At 70.2% G+C, this 14,298-nt stretch carries 14 protein-coding genes and 1 riboswitch; of the genes, 2 read left to right on the plus strand and 12 right to left on the minus strand.

Annotation, left to right across the window (positions count from 1 at the left end; genetic code table 11):
* Nucleotides 1-124: 124 nt before the first annotated feature.
* The 7 genes from trmD to CGQ25_RS08955 all read right to left on the minus strand — a co-directional run bounded on the left by trmD (nt 125) and on the right by CGQ25_RS08955 (nt 5,083).
* Nucleotides 125-934: a tRNA (guanosine(37)-N1)-methyltransferase TrmD gene (trmD, locus tag CGQ25_RS08925; RefSeq protein WP_208712743.1), complete on the minus strand. Its 810-nt coding sequence runs from the start codon at nt 932-934 to the stop codon at nt 125-127.
* Complete coding sequence (gene rimM, locus CGQ25_RS08930) at nt 935-1,492, minus strand: ribosome maturation factor RimM (protein ID WP_208712744.1); 558 nt, start codon at nt 1,490-1,492, stop codon at nt 935-937.
* A gap of 107 nt (nt 1,493-1,599) precedes the next feature.
* Nucleotides 1,600-1,842: an RNA-binding protein gene (locus CGQ25_RS08935; RefSeq protein WP_208712745.1), complete on the minus strand. Its 243-nt coding sequence runs from the start codon at nt 1,840-1,842 to the stop codon at nt 1,600-1,602.
* A 1-nt stretch (nt 1,843) separates the two neighbouring features.
* Nucleotides 1,844-2,254 carry a 30S ribosomal protein S16 gene (rpsP, locus tag CGQ25_RS08940; RefSeq protein WP_208712746.1) on the minus strand — a complete coding sequence of 137 codons (411 nt, stop codon included), beginning with the start codon at nt 2,252-2,254 and terminating at the stop codon, nt 1,844-1,846.
* Nucleotides 2,255-2,450: 196 nt separating this feature from the next.
* Nucleotides 2,451-2,909 carry a hypothetical protein gene (locus CGQ25_RS08945; RefSeq protein WP_208712747.1) on the minus strand — a complete coding sequence of 153 codons (459 nt, stop codon included), beginning with the start codon at nt 2,907-2,909 and terminating at the stop codon, nt 2,451-2,453.
* Nucleotides 2,910-3,008: 99 nt separating this feature from the next.
* Nucleotides 3,009-3,890 carry a VOC family protein gene (locus CGQ25_RS08950; RefSeq protein WP_208712748.1) on the minus strand — a complete coding sequence of 294 codons (882 nt, stop codon included), beginning with the start codon at nt 3,888-3,890 and terminating at the stop codon, nt 3,009-3,011.
* 86 nt (nt 3,891-3,976) lie between these two features.
* On the minus strand, nt 3,977-5,083 hold the full coding sequence (locus tag CGQ25_RS08955) for an amidohydrolase family protein (protein WP_208712749.1): 1,107 nt from the start codon (nt 5,081-5,083) through the stop codon (nt 3,977-3,979).
* A 31-nt stretch (nt 5,084-5,114) separates the two neighbouring features.
* A riboswitch (TPP riboswitch) is annotated at nt 5,115-5,222 on the plus strand.
* On the opposite strand from CGQ25_RS08955, the gene thiC reads away from it, so the two are divergent.
* Entirely contained in the window at nt 5,220-6,977 is a 1,758-nt protein-coding gene (gene thiC / locus CGQ25_RS08960; RefSeq protein WP_208712750.1) for a phosphomethylpyrimidine synthase ThiC, read from the plus strand. Its footprint overlaps the riboswitch before it by 3 nt.
* 308 nt (nt 6,978-7,285) lie before the next feature.
* On the opposite strand, the gene ffh is transcribed toward thiC, so the two are convergent.
* Nucleotides 7,286-8,872 carry a signal recognition particle protein gene (gene ffh / locus CGQ25_RS08965; protein ID WP_208712751.1) on the minus strand — a complete coding sequence of 529 codons (1,587 nt, stop codon included), beginning with the start codon at nt 8,870-8,872 and terminating at the stop codon, nt 7,286-7,288.
* Nucleotides 8,873-9,004: 132 nt separating this feature from the next.
* On the opposite strand from ffh, the gene CGQ25_RS08970 reads away from it, so the two are divergent.
* Nucleotides 9,005-10,438, plus strand: a complete 1,434-nt coding sequence (locus CGQ25_RS08970) for a glucose-6-phosphate dehydrogenase (RefSeq protein ID WP_369802311.1) — start codon at nt 9,005-9,007, stop codon at nt 10,436-10,438.
* A 19-nt stretch (nt 10,439-10,457) separates the two neighbouring features.
* Here the strand turns inward: CGQ25_RS08970 and CGQ25_RS08975 are convergent, their stop codons facing one another.
* From CGQ25_RS08975 to CGQ25_RS08990, 4 genes are all read right to left on the minus strand, one after another.
* A complete protein-coding gene (locus CGQ25_RS08975) occupies nt 10,458-10,796 on the minus strand; it encodes a P-II family nitrogen regulator (RefSeq protein WP_208712753.1) in 339 nt (112 codons plus the stop codon).
* Complete coding sequence (locus CGQ25_RS08980; RefSeq protein ID WP_208712754.1) at nt 10,793-12,193, minus strand: ammonium transporter; 1,401 nt, start codon at nt 12,191-12,193, stop codon at nt 10,793-10,795. The genes CGQ25_RS08975 and CGQ25_RS08980 overlap by 4 nt, the downstream gene beginning before the upstream one ends.
* Nucleotides 12,194-12,477: 284 nt before the next feature.
* The gene (locus tag CGQ25_RS08985; protein WP_208712755.1) at nt 12,478-12,816 is read right to left on the minus strand and encodes a P-II family nitrogen regulator; all 339 of its coding nucleotides are present in this window, start codon (nt 12,814-12,816) and stop codon (nt 12,478-12,480) included.
* Nucleotides 12,813-14,204, minus strand: coding sequence for an ammonium transporter (locus CGQ25_RS08990; protein ID WP_208712756.1), 1,392 nt, complete (start codon nt 14,202-14,204; stop codon nt 12,813-12,815). The genes CGQ25_RS08985 and CGQ25_RS08990 overlap by 4 nt, the downstream gene beginning before the upstream one ends.
* Nucleotides 14,205-14,298 lie beyond the last annotated feature (94 nt).

Here is a 14,298-nt window from a genome sequence, read left to right on the forward strand (position 1 = left end):
ACCCGGCGAGGCGGCGTGTCACATGCCGTTGACCCGGGCCCCCTGTGGCAGGCCCGATGTCCGGCAGACACAACGCTCCATTCTGCCACACCCGCGGCCCCGGAGTCACACCGGGGGTCCAGTCTCAGGGGCGCCGGAGCCGGCCGTCGGCAATCTCGTAGCCGAGCTCGCGGAGCACCGCACGCTCCGACTTCCCGTACGAGGAGGCGTCCGCTCCGTCGAGGAGTTCCGGACGGCGCGCGGCCGTCCGCCGCAGCTGCTGCTCGAGCCTCCAGGAGGCGATCTTCCCGTGGTTCCCCGACAGCAGCACGTCCGGGACATCGTGGCCCCGCCAGGACGCGGGCTTGGTGTAGACCGGATACTCGAGGAGCCCGTCCGCGTGCGACTCCTCGACGAGTGACTCGGGGTTTCCGACGACGCCCGGCAGCAGCCTCCCGACCGCCTCCACCATCGCCATGACCGCGACCTCTCCCCCATTCAGGACGTAGTCGCCGAGGCTTACCGGCCGGACATCGAAATGCTCACCTGCCCACTCGAGCACGCGCTCATCGATCCCCTCGTAGCGCCCGCACGCAAAGGCGAGCGTCGGCTGCTCCGCGAGTTCATACGCCATGGCCTGCGTGAACACCTCACCGGCCGGCGAGGGGACCACGAGCACAGGCCGGCGTCGCGCGGGTCCCAGCCCGGCGCCGTCGTGCGCGAGCTGCTCCTCGAGGACGCGTTCGAGCGCGAGCGCCCACGGCTCGGGCTTCATCACCATGCCGGCGCCGCCGCCGTAGGGCGTGTCATCGACCGTGCGGTGGCGGTCGAAGGTGAAGTCCCGCAGGTCGTGCACCGCGAGGCTCAGCAGACCGTCCTCCTGGGCGCGGCCCAGGAGGGAGAGCCTGAGCGGGGCGAGGTACTCGGGGAAGATGCTGACGACGTCGATCCGCACCTAGTCCTCCCCGCCCGCCGCGGATTCCGGCTCGCCGTCGTCGCCCCCGCGGTTGAGCTCGAAGAGCCCCGCGGGGGGCGTGACGACGACGAAGCCCGCCTCGACGTCGACCTCGGGCACAATCTCCTCCACGAAGGGCACGAGGACCTCGCCGTCGGGCGTGTCGACGACAAGCAAATCCTGGACCGGCATCGTCTGCAGCGCCGCGACGGTCCCGACCGTGCGCCCCTCGATGCGCACCTGGAGCCCCACGAGCTCGTGCTCGTACCAGCCTTCGTCCTCGTCCTCGGCGTCCTCGAGCTCGTCCGTCTCGACGAAGAGGCGGGTCCCACGGAGCTCCTCCGCGCGGTTGCGGTCGGGCACCTCCGCGAAGGTCAGCAGGAGGACATCCTTGTTCCAGCGGGCGCCGCGGAGGGTCAGCGGGCCGTTCGAGGCCGGTTCGACGATGAACTCGGCACCGGGGACGAATCGGTCCTGCGGGGCATCGGTGAGGACCTGAACGGTGACCTCTCCGCGGATTCCGTGGGGCTTGCCGATCCGGGCGACCTGAACGTGCATCGGGTGTGTGCTCTCCTCGGGGAGTGTGGTGGATGGGGCGCAGACGGCTCCGGCCCCTCCACCCTAGCGGGCAGAGGGGCCGGAAAAGGACCTCGAAAGGATGCCGGCTAGCGGCGGCGGTCGGTATCGATCACATCGACCCGCACCGGCTCACCCTCGGCGAGGGCCGCGACGACCGTGCGGAGCGCACGGGCGGTCCGGCCCTGACGGCCGATGACGCGCCCGAGGTCGTCCTGATGGACGCGCACCTCGAGGACGTCGCCGCGGCGGTTGCTCTTGGCGACCACCGCAACATCATCGGGGTTGTCGACGATCCCGCGGACGAGATGCTCGAGGGCCTCGGCCAGCAAACTACTCAGCCTCAGTCGTCTCGGCAGGGGCCTCGGCCTCGTCGGCCTTGGATGCCTTCGGCGTGACGGCCTCGGGAAGGATCACGGAGCCCTTCTCGGGGGCCACGTAGGGCTCCTTGCCCTTCGGGTACTTGAGGGTACCCTCGGCGCCGGGAAGGCCCTTGAACTTCTGCCAGTCACCGGTGACCTTGAGGATCGCCTGGACCTGCTCGGTCGGCTGCGCGCCGACACCGAGCCAGTACTGGGCGCGCTCGGAGTTCACCTCGATGAACGAGGGCTGCTCGGTCGGGTGGTACTTGCCGATCTCCTCGATCGCCCGGCCATCGCGCTTGGTGCGCGAGTCGGCGACGACGATGCGGTAGTACGGGGCGCGGATCTTGCCGAAGCGCTTGAGTCGAATCTTTACGGCCACTGGTGTGGTCACTCCTGTTTCTGCACATGAGGTGAGCCCGGACTTTTCCGCTCCCGTGGGGCGGGCCGTACTTCGTGAGGGCTCGTATGGACACAATGCGCGCGGAGAGAGGGGGCCGCACGGATCGAGTACCTGTCTATTGTGCCAGATGATGTGGCGCTTTGCATTCCGCCCCGGCAGTGGCTGGCCGGTAGGGTCAGGACCCGGCCCAGACGAACAGCTCCTGGTGGTCGGAGTCGTCGACGTCGGTCGCGAGCTTGGCTAGCTGCTCGACGTAGTCGTACGCCTCGCGCGCGTCGAAGGGAAGGTCCTCCTGGTCGACCCACGCCGCCGCGACGCTCTCGACGGCGTTCCCCTCGCCCTCGTCGGATTCGTACGCGAGGAGCTCCGCGAGCGCCCGCACCATCGTGCCGGGGACTGCGAGGAGGCTGTCGGATGCGACGTCGACCATGGTGAGCTCGTAGTCCGCGCCGGGGGCGTGCACGGCGGCACCGACGAGGCTGCCGAGCTGTTCGATCTCGTAGTCCGAGACGCCCGGGATACGGAGGCTCCCGGCGTCGTCCGGGGCGTCACCGCCGTCGAGTTGGGCGGCACGGGCGAGGGCCTGGGTGTGCGTGGACACGAAGACCTCGGCGAAGGGACTGGGAGCGGACACTTCTTCCCCCTCTGCGGCTGATGCGCTCGGCGCTGGTCGGAAAGGCACAACGTGCCCGCCCCGTCTGGAGCGGACACGTTGAGCGTAGCGCAGGCCGGATCAGCCTTCCACGAGGGCCATGCGAATCTGGTTCTTCCACGGGTCCTCGAACCGGAGCTCGGCACCTGTGTGGTGGCTCGCGACGCCGGCCACCTTGAGCCTGTCCGCCGCGGCGCCGAGGTCGTCCTGCGCGGGGACCCTGATGAGCACCTCGCCGAGGCCCAGCGTGTCCTTCCGCGGGCCGGCGCCGCGGGAGTTCCACACGTTCATGGCCATGTGGTGGTGGTAGCGGCCCGCCGAGACGAAGAGCGCCTGGCCGTGCCATCCGGCCGTCTGCTCGAAGCCGAGGGTCTGCACGTAGAACCGGTGCGCGTCGGCGACGTCGCCCACCTGGAGGTGGACGTGGCCGACGCCGGCCACGGCCTCGCGCTGCCCGCCCACCGATGCCTCGGTCAGGTTCTGGTTCAGGAAGGCCTGCGGGGGCAGAGGGAGGCTGTCCATGACAACCTGATCACCGTTCCAGGTCCACGTCTCGCGCGGCCTGTCGAAATACAGCTCGACCCCGTTGCCCTCGGGATCCGTGAAGTAGAAGGCCTCGGAGACGAGGTGGTCGGCGCTGCCCGCGTACAGGCTCGGGTTGTACTGCGCGGCGGAGGCGACGGTCGCGGCCAGATCGGCGCGGTTGTCGAAGAGGATGGCCGTGTGGAAGAGGCCGGCCTCGCCGCGGCTCGGGATCTGCAGGCCCGCCGCCGGGCTCAGGTGCACGATCGGCACGCCCCGTCGCCCGAGGACCACGCCGCCGAGCGTCTCGGCGAACGGCACGAGGCCGAGGGCGCGCTCGTAGTAGTCGAGCATGAGCTTCATGCTGCCGACCTTGAGCATCACGGTGCCCATCTGCAGGTCAGCGGGAAGGAGGTCTCGGGTGGAGGCGGGAACGGTCATGGCGTGCTCCTGGGTGGTGGGGTCTGCATCAAGTGTATGATTTGTTGAAGCTTCAATCAACCGCAGATATTCCCTGGTCACGCCCCCTAGGCTTTCGCGTCCGCCTCCCCACCGGCCGCAACCCGCCGACCCCCGCGGAACACGTGCAGTGGGGCCCGGAGCGCCGAAACGTCCCGGCGGGGGTCCTCGGCTGAGATGACGACGTCGGCCGGGTCCCCCTCGGCGAGCCCCGCGGCACTGAGCCATGCCCGCGCGCCCCAGACCGCGGCGTCCACCGCGGCGGCCGGCCCGATGGCGACGGCGAGCTCGCCGATCTCGTCCGCGATCCGGCCGTGTGCGATCACGCTGCCGGCGTCGGTGCCGGCATAGACCGGCACCCCCGCCGCGTGCGCGAGTGCGACACGCTCGTGGCGCCGTTCCCACAGAGCACGCATGTGTGCCGCATAGCGCGGGAACTTCGCCTCGCCTCGCGCCGCGATGTCCGGGAAGGTCGCGATGTTGACCAGGGTCGGCACGATGGGGATCCGCGCCTCCGCGAGACGCGGGATGTGCCGCTCCTGGAGCCCCGTCGCGTGCTCGAGGCAGTCGATGCCGGCGTCGAGCAGGTGATCGATGGTCTCCTCCGCGAAGGTATGGGCCGTCACGCGTGCGCCCTCGGCATGCGCGGCCGCGACGGCCGCGCGCACGACGTCGGGCGGGAAGGCGGGTGCCAGGTCGCCGGCATCGCGGTCTATCCAGTCCGCGACGAGCTTGACCCATCCGTCCCCCGCAAGGGCCTCCTTGCGCACCGCCTCGACGAGGTCCTCCGGCTCGACCTCGACGGCGAGCCCGCGCAGGTAGCGGCGGCGCCGGGCCAGATGGCGCCCGGCGCGCACGAGTCGCGGCACGTCGTCCCGCGCCTGGAGCCAGCGGGTGTCGGCGGGGCTGCCGCAGTCGCGGACCAGGAGCACCCCGGCGGCAGCTTCTGCCCGCGCCTGGGCGAGCGTCTCGCCGTCGTCCGCGGCCCCGCCAGCCACGAGCCCGAGGTGGCAGTGCGCGTCGACGAGGCCGGGCAGGGCCCAGCCGCCCACCGCCTCTGACGGCTCCTGCGCCGGACGGTGGTAGGTGATACGACCGTCGACGATCCACGCCTCGGGCCGCTCGTCGTCGGGCCCGGCGAGCACGGGACCGGTCAGGTGAACCACGTCATGCATGCGCCCAGAGTATCGGGCGTGCTAGGGTCCAACGCGTCCACACGGGTGCCCTCGCAAGGGCTGAGATCGGGCTGACGCGGCCTGCGACCGTCGAACCTGTCCGGGTCATGCCGGCGTAGGAAGTGAGAGCTTTCCCTTGAGCACTGAGAACCTGCAAGAACAGCACCCTGCCCACTCGCTCGCGTTCCTTGAGGATGCCGAGCATGCGATCCGCGTCCCGGTCACCGAGATCGCGCTCGACGACTCCCCCAATGGCGAGGCCAACGCCCCGCTGCGGGTCTACCGGACATCGGGTCCGGGAAGCGACCCGGTCGTCGGGCTCCCGGCCTACCGCGCCGCGTGGATCGCCGAGCGGGCCGACACCGAGGCGTATGAAGGCCGCGAGCGCAACCTCCTCGACGACGGCCGCTCGGCCCTGCGGCGGGGCGCGGCGTCGGCCGAATGGAAGGGCGCCAAGCCCGTCCCGCTGCGCGCGAAGCCCGGGCGGCGGGTGACGCAGATGCACTACGCGCGCGCCGGCGTCGTCACGCCCGAGATGCGGTTCGTGGCGCTGCGGGAGAACTGCGACGTGGAGCTGGTCCGCTCCGAGGTCGCGGCGGGCCGGGCCATCATCCCGTCCAACATCAACCACCCCGAGTCGGAGCCGATGATCATCGGCAAGGCGTTCCTGGTCAAGATCAATGCCAACATCGGCAACTCCGCGGTGACGTCCTCGATCGCGGAGGAGGTCGACAAGCTCCAGTGGGCCACGAAGTGGGGCGCGGACACGGTCATGGACCTCTCCACGGGCGACGACATCCACACCACGCGTGAGTGGATCGTCCGCAACTCCCCCGTCCCGATCGGCACGGTGCCGATCTATCAGGCCCTCGAGAAGGTCAACGGCGACGCCTCCGCGCTGACGTGGGAGGTCTTCCGTGACACGGTCATCGAGCAGTGCGAGCAGGGCGTGGACTACATGACCATCCACGCCGGCGTGCTCCTGCGCTATGTGCCGCTCACGGCCGAGCGCGTCACCGGGATCGTCTCGCGCGGCGGCTCGATCATGGCGGGGTGGTGCCTCGCGCACCACGAGGAGAACTTCCTGTACACCCACTTCGACGAGCTGTGCGAGATCTTCGCCCAGTACGACGTCGCATTCTCGCTCGGCGACGGCCTCCGCCCCGGCTCCACTGCCGACGCGAACGACGCCGCGCAGTTCGCCGAGCTCGACACGCTCGCCGAGCTCACGAAGCGGGCCTGGGAGTACGACGTCCAGGTCATGGTCGAGGGGCCGGGGCACATCCCGTTCCACCTCGTGCGCGAGAACATCGAGCGGCAGCAGGAGCTGTGTGACGGCGCCCCGTTCTACACCCTGGGTCCCCTCGTCACGGACGTGGCGCCGGGCTACGACCACATCACCTCGGCCATCGGCGCGACCGAGATCGCCCGGTACGGCACCGCGATGCTGTGCTACGTGACGCCGAAGGAGCACCTCGGCCTGCCGAACAAGGACGACGTGAAGACCGGTGTGATCACGTACAAGATCGCCGCCCACGCCGCCGACCTCGCCAAGGGCCACCCCGGGGCGCACGAGCGCGACGACGCCCTCTCGAAGGCACGCTTCGAGTTCCGCTGGAGGGACCAGTTCTCCCTCTCGCTCGACCCGGCCACGGCCGAGGCGTTCCACGACGAGACGCTCCCGGCGGAGCCGGCCAAGACGGCCCATTTCTGCTCGATGTGCGGGCCGAAGTTCTGCTCGATGCGCATCTCCCAGGACATCCGCAACGAGTTCGGGTCCAAGACGGCGCAGGAGGCGATCGCCGCCGGCATGGCCGAGAAGTCCGCGGAGTTCCTCGCCCAGGGCGGCAAGGTGTACCTGCCGGAGACGATCTCGGTGGGCGCACCCGAGTAGCCCGGTCCCGCGAGGTCACCCCTTCTGGGCCCGAGGTCACCCTCTCTGCGCCCGAGGTCACCCCTTCTGCGCCCGAGGTCACCCCGTGCCGCGCTGCACGACGTGGCCACGGGGTGACCTCGGCGCCACACCCGGTGACCTCGGCGCCACACGGGGTGACCTCGGCGCCACACGGGGTGACCTCGGCGCCACACGGGGTGACCTCGGCGGGGGCGGGGGACGGCGGAGGGGGCGCCTCCCGCTGGGAGGCGCCCCCTTCCGTCGTCGTGCTTCGGGCGACCGTCGTGCTTCGGCCGCCCATGCACCCGCTACTTGCCGAGGAACTTCTCGAAGCCCTTGGGCAGGTTGAGGCTCGAGGGGTCGAAGTCCTGGCCCTGCTGGCCGCCGAACGCCGAGCCCTGCGAACCGAGCGCCTTCGACGCGCCGGCCGCGCGCCGTGCCTCAGCCTCCCGTGCCTGCTGGGCTGCCTTGGCGGGGTTGCCCGACTTGGCCTTCTTCTTGCCCTTGGCCGGCCCCTTCTTGGAGCCGCCGAAGCCCCCCGGTCCGGGCATGCCCGGCATGCCGGGGATGCCGCCGCCGGAAGCCATCTTGCGCATCATCTTCTGCGCCTGGCCGAAACGCTCGAGGAGGCCGTTGACCTCCGAGACGTGCACGCCCGAGCCCTTGGCGATGCGGGCGCGGCGGGAGCCGTTGATGATCTTGGGCGCGAGGCGCTCGTGCGGCGTCATCGAGCGGACGATGGCCTCGACGCGGTCGATCTCGCGCTCGTCGAACTGCTCGAGCTGCTGCCGCATGTTCTGCGCACCCGGCATCATCATGAGCATCTTCTTCATCGAGCCCATCTTGCGGATCTGCTGCATCTGGGAGAGGAAGTCCTCGAGGGTGAAGTCCTCCTGGTCGGCGAACTTCTTCGCCATCCGGGCGGCTTCGTCCTTGTCCCAGCTCTTCTCGGCCTGCTCGATGAGCGTCAGGATGTCGCCCATGTCGAGGATGCGCGAGGCCATGCGGTCCGGATGGAACAGCTCGAAGTCGTCGAGGCCCTCGCCGGTGGATGCGAACATGACCGGGCGGCCGGTCACGGACGCGACTGAGAGGGCCGCGCCGCCGCGGGCGTCGCCGTCGAGCTTGGAGAGCACGACGCCGGTGAAGTCGACGCCTTCCTCGAAGGCCTTCGCGGTCGTGACCGCGTCCTGGCCGATCATCGCGTCGATGACGAAGAGGACCTCGTCCGGGTTGACGGCCGCTCGGATGTCCGCGGCCTGCTGCATCATCTCGGCATCGACGCCGAGGCGGCCGGCCGTGTCGACGATCACGACGTCGTGGAGCTTCGCCCGGGCCTCGGCGACGCCGTCGCGTGCGACGGCGACCGGATCGCCGGTGGCGGCCTCGAACTCCGACTGCACCCCGGGGTGCGGCGCGTAGACGGCGACGCCGGCGCGCTGGCCGACCACCTGGAGCTGGGTGACGGCGTTGGGCCGCTGCAGGTCGGCGGCGACGAGGATGGGCGAGTGGCCTTGGCCCTTGAGCCACTTCGCGAGCTTGCCCGCGAGGGTCGTCTTGCCCGCGCCCTGGAGGCCGGCGAGCATGATGACGCTCGGCGGGTTCTTGGCCAGGCGGAGCCGGCGCGTCTCGCCGCCGAGGATCCCGACGAGCTCCTCGTTGACGATCTTGACGACCTGCTGGCTCGGGTTGAGCGCCCCCGAGACCTCCTCGCCGAGGGCACGCTCACGGATCCTGGCCGCGAAGTCGCGCACGACCGGGACGGCGACGTCGGCGTCGAGCAGCGCACGGCGGATCTCGCGGACCGTGGCATCGACGTCCGCCTCGCTCAGCCTGCCCTTGCCGCGGAGGTTCTTGAAGGTGGCTGTCAGGCGATCCGAGAGGGAATTGAACACGCGGAGTGCACTTCTTTCAGTATCGGGTGTCTGTCCGGACCGGCGCCGTGCGCATGAGGGCACACCCGACGCGCCGCGGCTCCAGCTCTCAAGGGTACCAACTGGTGCGGGCCGAATGGCATGCTGGCACTCGTGACTGCGACTGAGACCACCGCGACACCCACCCGGACGCTGCTCATCCTCGGCGCGTCGGGCGATCTGACGGGCCGCCTGCTCCTTCCCGGGCTCGCCCAGCTCCTCGCCACCGGCCGGCACCCGGACCTCGTCGTGGTGGGCGCGGGCCACGAGGCCTGGACCGACCAGCAGTGGTCCGAACGCGTGCACGCCGCCACGGAGAAGGCCCTCACGGCATCGGACGACGCCGGTCAGGCGGCTCTCCGACGTCTCCGCACCGAGGCCGCGTACCGCCAGACCGACGTCACGGCGCCCGGCGCCCTCGCGTCACTCATCGGCTCCCTCACGCCGCCGGTCGCCGTGTACTTCGCCCTCCCGCCCTCGATCACCGAGAAGGCCTGCTCCCTCCTCTCCCATGAGGACCTCCCGGCAGGGACCCGCCTGGTGCTGGAGAAGCCGTTCGGGACCGGCGAACAGAGCGCGGAAGCGCTCAACGCCATCCTGCGTCGGCTTGTCCCCGAGCAGCAGGTGTTCCGCGTGGACCACTTCCTGGGCAAGGGCACGGTGCTGAACATCCTCGGGCTGCGCTTCGCCAACCGGGTGCTAGAGCCCGTGTGGAACCGGGACCACATCGAGAAGGTGGAAATCGTCTTCGACGAGGATCTGGCCCTCGAAGGGCGCGCTGGCTACTACGACACGGCCGGTGCGCTGCGGGACATGGTGCAGAGCCACCTCCTGCACGTCCTCGCGCTCATCGCGCTCGACGCGCCGGCGGCCCTCCACGAGCGGGACCTCCGGGACGCGGTCAGCACGGTCCTGCGCAGCGCGCGCGTCCCGCACCCCTATACCGAGTCGACGCGCCGGGCCCGGTACACCGCGGGCAGCATCGGCGAACGGCCGGTCCCCGACTATGCTGCCGAGCCGGGCGTGGACCCCGCCCGCGGCACGGAGACTCTCGCTGAAGTCGAGGTTCGCGTCGACAGCTGGCGGTGGGCGGGCGTTCCCTTCGTGCTGCGCTCGGGCAAGGGCCTCGGGAGGAAGCGCAAGGAGGCCGTAGTCACGTTCCGGCCCGTGCCGCACCTTCCGGTGGGGTTCCTCGGTTCCGATGCCCCCACGCGGCTGCGCGTCGGGTTCGGCCCTGACACCCTCCAGCTCGAGGTCGACGTCAACGGCCCGGGCGACGTGCTGACGCTCAACCGTGTGACCCTCGACGCCGACCTCAACGCGCCGGACCTGCTGCCGTACGGCGAGGTCCTCGACGGGGTCCTGGAGGGCGACCCCCTCCTCTCCGTCCGCGGCGACACCGCGGAGGACTGCTGGCGCGTCATCGACCCGGTGCTGGCCGCCTGGGCGGCGGGCGATGTCCCCCTCGAGGAGTACACGGCGGGGAGTACTGGACCGGCGGCCTGGGAAACCTCACGGAGCGGGGACACCGACGGCGAGGACGGCTGAGAGCGAAGACGACGCTGCTCTAGATCGCGGTGCTGCCGCGTTCGCCCGTGCGGACCCGCACGACGTCGTGCACGTCCACGACCCACACCTTCCCGTCGCCCTGCCGGCCCGTGGAGGCGGCGGTGATGATGGTCTCGAGGATCTCGTCCGCCTGCTCGTCGGCGGCCAGCACCTCCACGCGCACCTTGGGGATGAGGTCCACGCTGTACTCGGCGCCCCGGTAGACCTGGACGTAGCCCCGCTGGCGGCCGTAGCCGCTTGCGGAGCTCACGGTCAGCCCCTGGACCCCGTAGGCCTCGAGGCCCTCGCGGATGGAGTCGAGCTTCTCGGGCCGGACGATGGCGGTAATGAGCTTCACGGGCCAACACTACCGGCACGGGCAGCTCCCGCCAGAACCTCCTCACGGGGCGTCTCCCGGTGCTTCTCGAGGTGCTCCTTCAGCAGGGTCTCGACGGTGTGCCTGACGCCGAGCGGGTGGAAGCCGCCGCCGGTCGAGGAGGACGAGTACGCGGTCTCGGCGTGGATCACGAGGTCGACGCCGGCCTCCTCGACGTCCTTCGTGACGCGGAAGCCCATGACCGCCTTGATCCCCAGCGCCAGGGCGAGGGCCACGCCGAACGAGTAGCCGAGCACCGATGCGGTGCCGAGAGCCTGGATGCCGAGGAGGTCCAGCCCGCCGCCGTAGAAGAGGCCACGGCCCGGGACGGGGGCATCGGGGCTCGCCGCGAGACCGATGAAGAGCGTGCCGACGATGCCGCCCACGAGGTGCACGCCCACGACATCGAGCGAGTCGTCATAGCCGAACCGGTACTTCAGGCCGACCGCGAGGGCACACACGGCGCCGGCGACTGCTCCGAGGACGATCGCCCAGGCAGGCTCGATCGTGGCGCACGACGGCGTGATGGCCACGAGCCCCGCGACCGCACCGGAAGCCGCGCCGAAGGACGTCGCGTGGCCGTCGCGGACCTTCTCGACCACGAGCCACGACAGGACCGCCGCGCAGGGTGCGACGAGGGTGTTGATCCAGGCGAACCCGGCCTCGCCGTTCGCGGCCAGCGCGGAGCCTGCGTTGAAGCCGAACCAGCCGAACCACAGCAGTCCGCAGCCGAGCATGACGAGCGGGAGGTTGTGGGGGCGGTGCTCCGGGTCCTTGCCGAACCCGACCCGCTTGCCGAGCACGAGCGCCAGGGCGAGGCCGGCAGCGCCTGCCAGGACCTCGACAGCAGTACCGCCGGCGAAGTCGATCAGGCCGAGGTGGTTGAGCCATCCGCCGATGAACGTGCCCTGGGCGTCAACCTTCGAGTCGAAGACCCAGTGGGCCACGGGGAAGTACACGAAGACGGCGAACAGGCCTGCGAACACCATCCAGGAGGCGAACTTGGCGCGGTCCGCGATGGCTCCGGAGACGAGGGCGACAGTGACGGTCGCGAAGACGCCCTGGAAGCCCACGAAGACGATCTCGGGGATCGTGCCGACGAGCGGCATCGAGCTGTCGGTGGCGAGCAGTCCGTGCAGGCCGAACCGCTCGAACGGGTCCCCGAACAGCCCGTCCCCGGCATCCGTCCCGAAGGCGATCGAGTAGCCGAAGAGAACCCACAGGACCCCCACCAGGGCCAGCGCGCCGAAGCTCATCATCATCATGTTGAGCATTGACTTCACGCGGGTCATGCCCCCGTAGAAGATGGCGAGGCCGGGGGACATCAGGAGGACGAGGGCTGCCGAGACGAGGACCCAGGCGGTGTCGCCAGCATTCATCGGTGAGGCCTTTCGAGGAACGGATCGCGGAACCGGTCCCGCCTCCGCTCCCCCGAGACGCCTGCAGGACCACCTCATCAAGAATCCCGCGGGGGTGTTTCCTCTTCGCTAGCGCCGTGTTGCCCGCGTGTTACAGGACGGCCACCGGTATTAATCCCTCGTCACGGCCACGTTAACGCCATGTTTCCGAGGAGCCGGCTTCGCTGCGCTCGGGCCCCGAACACGGCGGGAGGACGACGGCGGGTGGGCACCCGCCGTCGTCCTCGCGCCTTGGTGGATGGGACCTAGATGGCCGCGGCCCCGCGCTCCCCGGTGCGGACCCGGACCGCCTCATGGACGTCGACCGTCCAGGCCTTGCCGTCTCCGGCGCGTCCGGTGTTGGACGTGGTGATGATGACGTCCAGGATGTCGTCGGCCTGCTCGTCGGTCGCGAGCACCTCGACGCGGATCTTCGGGAGCAGGTCCACGCTGTACTCGGCGCCGCGGTACACCTCCGTGTATCCGCGCTGGCGGCCGTAGCCGCTCGCGGAGCTGACGGTCAGGCCCTGGACCCCGTAGGCCTCGAGGCCCTCGCGGATGGCGTCGAGCTTCTCGGGCCGGACGATCGCTGTGATGAGCTTCATGCCTTGACCTTCTTCTCCGTGGTCTTCGCCGAGGGCGCCGTGAGCAGGTCGTCGGCATTGAAGGCCGCGACCTCCGCCTCCGCCTTCGCACCGAGCGGGTGGAAGCCCGTGCCCGCCGAGCTCGCCGAGTAGGCGGTCTCGGCGTGGAGGGCGATGTCCACCCCGGCTTCCTCCGCCTCGCTCGAGACGCGGAAGCCCATCGTCTTGCTGATGATCCAGCCGATCACGAGGGAGAGGACGAACGAGTAGAGGAGCACCGAACCGGCGCCCAGCGCCTGCTTGCCGAGGAGCTCGAAGCCCCCGCCGTAGAAGAGTCCCTCGCCCTTGGAGGGGGCGCCGGGGCTGGCGGCGAGACCGATGAACAGCGTGCCGATGATGCCGCCGACGAGGTGGACGCCGACCACGTCGAGAGAGTCGTCGTACCCGAAGCGGTACTTCAGGCCCACGGCCAGGGCGCAGGCCGCGCCGGCGAGGAGGCCGAGGACGATGGCCCAGAGCGGGCTGATCGCGGCACAGGCCGGCGTGACCGCCACGAGACCTGCCACCGCACCCGAGGCCGCGCCCAGGGACGTTGCGTGGCCGTCGCGGAGCTTCTCGACCACGAGCCAGCCGAGCACCGCGGCGCAGGGGGCCACGAGGGTGTTGATCCACGCGAACGCCGCGACGCCGTTGGCGCCGAGGGCGGAGCCTGCGTTGAAGCCGAACCAGCCGAACCACAGGAGGCCGGCGCCGAGCATCACGAACGGAAGGTTGTGCGGGCGGTGGTTCGGGTCCTTGCCGAACCCATTGCGCTTGCCGAGGACGAGGGCCAGGGCCAGGCCCGCCGCGCCTGCGTTGATGTGGACGGCGGTGCCGCCGGCGAAGTCGATCACCCCGAGGCCGTTGAGCCAGCCGCCGATGAAGTTGCCGTCGGCGTCCTTGTTGGCGTCGAAGACCCAGTGCGCGACCGGGAAGTAGACGAGGATCGCGAAGAAGAATGCGAACACCATCCAGGCGCCGAACTTGGCGCGGTCGGCGATCGAGCCGGAGATGAGCGCAACCGTGATGATCGCGAAGACGCCCTGGAACCCGACGAAGGCAAGCTCGGGAATGGTGCCGGCCAGCGGCATGTCGTCACCTGTGGAGAGGATGCCGTGGAGGGCGAACTTGTCGAAGTTGCCGACGAGGCCGCCGAACCAGTCGGAGCCGAACGACATCGAGTAGCCGAAGAGCACCCAGAGCACGCCGACGAGGGCGATTGCTCCGAAGCTCATCATCATCATGTTCAGGACCGACTTGGCGCGCGTCATACCGCCGTAGAAGAACGCGAGCCCGGGCGTCATGAGCAACACGAGTGCTGCCGAGGCGAGCACCCAAGCGGTGTCGCCCGCGCTGAGGGTGGGGGTCATGGCCTTGCCTTTCGGGGGGTGGACGGAACTCTCCGGCCCTGCGCCGCCGCGCTGTCCGCGGGCGGTTCGGGCCACTGAGAACAGATTCCTCCCC

This window comes from Sinomonas sp. R1AF57, from assembly GCF_002224485.1.
Taxonomy (GTDB): Bacteria; Actinomycetota; Actinomycetes; order Actinomycetales; family Micrococcaceae; genus Sinomonas; species Sinomonas flava.

Coding starts and splice junctions, on each gene's coding strand:
- CGQ25_RS08990 (WP_208712756.1), bottom strand. CDS start 14,204: ATGACCCCCACCCTCAGCGCGGGCGACACCGCTTGGGTGCTCGCCTCG.
- CGQ25_RS08980 (WP_208712754.1), bottom strand. CDS start 12,193: ATGAATGCTGGCGACACCGCCTGGGTCCTCGTCTCGGCAGCCCTCGTC.
- CGQ25_RS08950 (WP_208712748.1), bottom strand. CDS start 3,890: ATGACCGTTCCCGCCTCCACCCGAGACCTCCTTCCCGCTGACCTGCAG.
- CGQ25_RS08955 (WP_208712749.1), bottom strand. CDS start 5,083: ATGCATGACGTGGTTCACCTGACCGGTCCCGTGCTCGCCGGGCCCGAC.
- CGQ25_RS08985 (WP_208712755.1), bottom strand. CDS start 12,816: ATGAAGCTCATCACAGCGATCGTCCGGCCCGAGAAGCTCGACGCCATC.
- rimM (WP_208712744.1), bottom strand. CDS start 1,492: ATGCACGTTCAGGTCGCCCGGATCGGCAAGCCCCACGGAATCCGCGGA.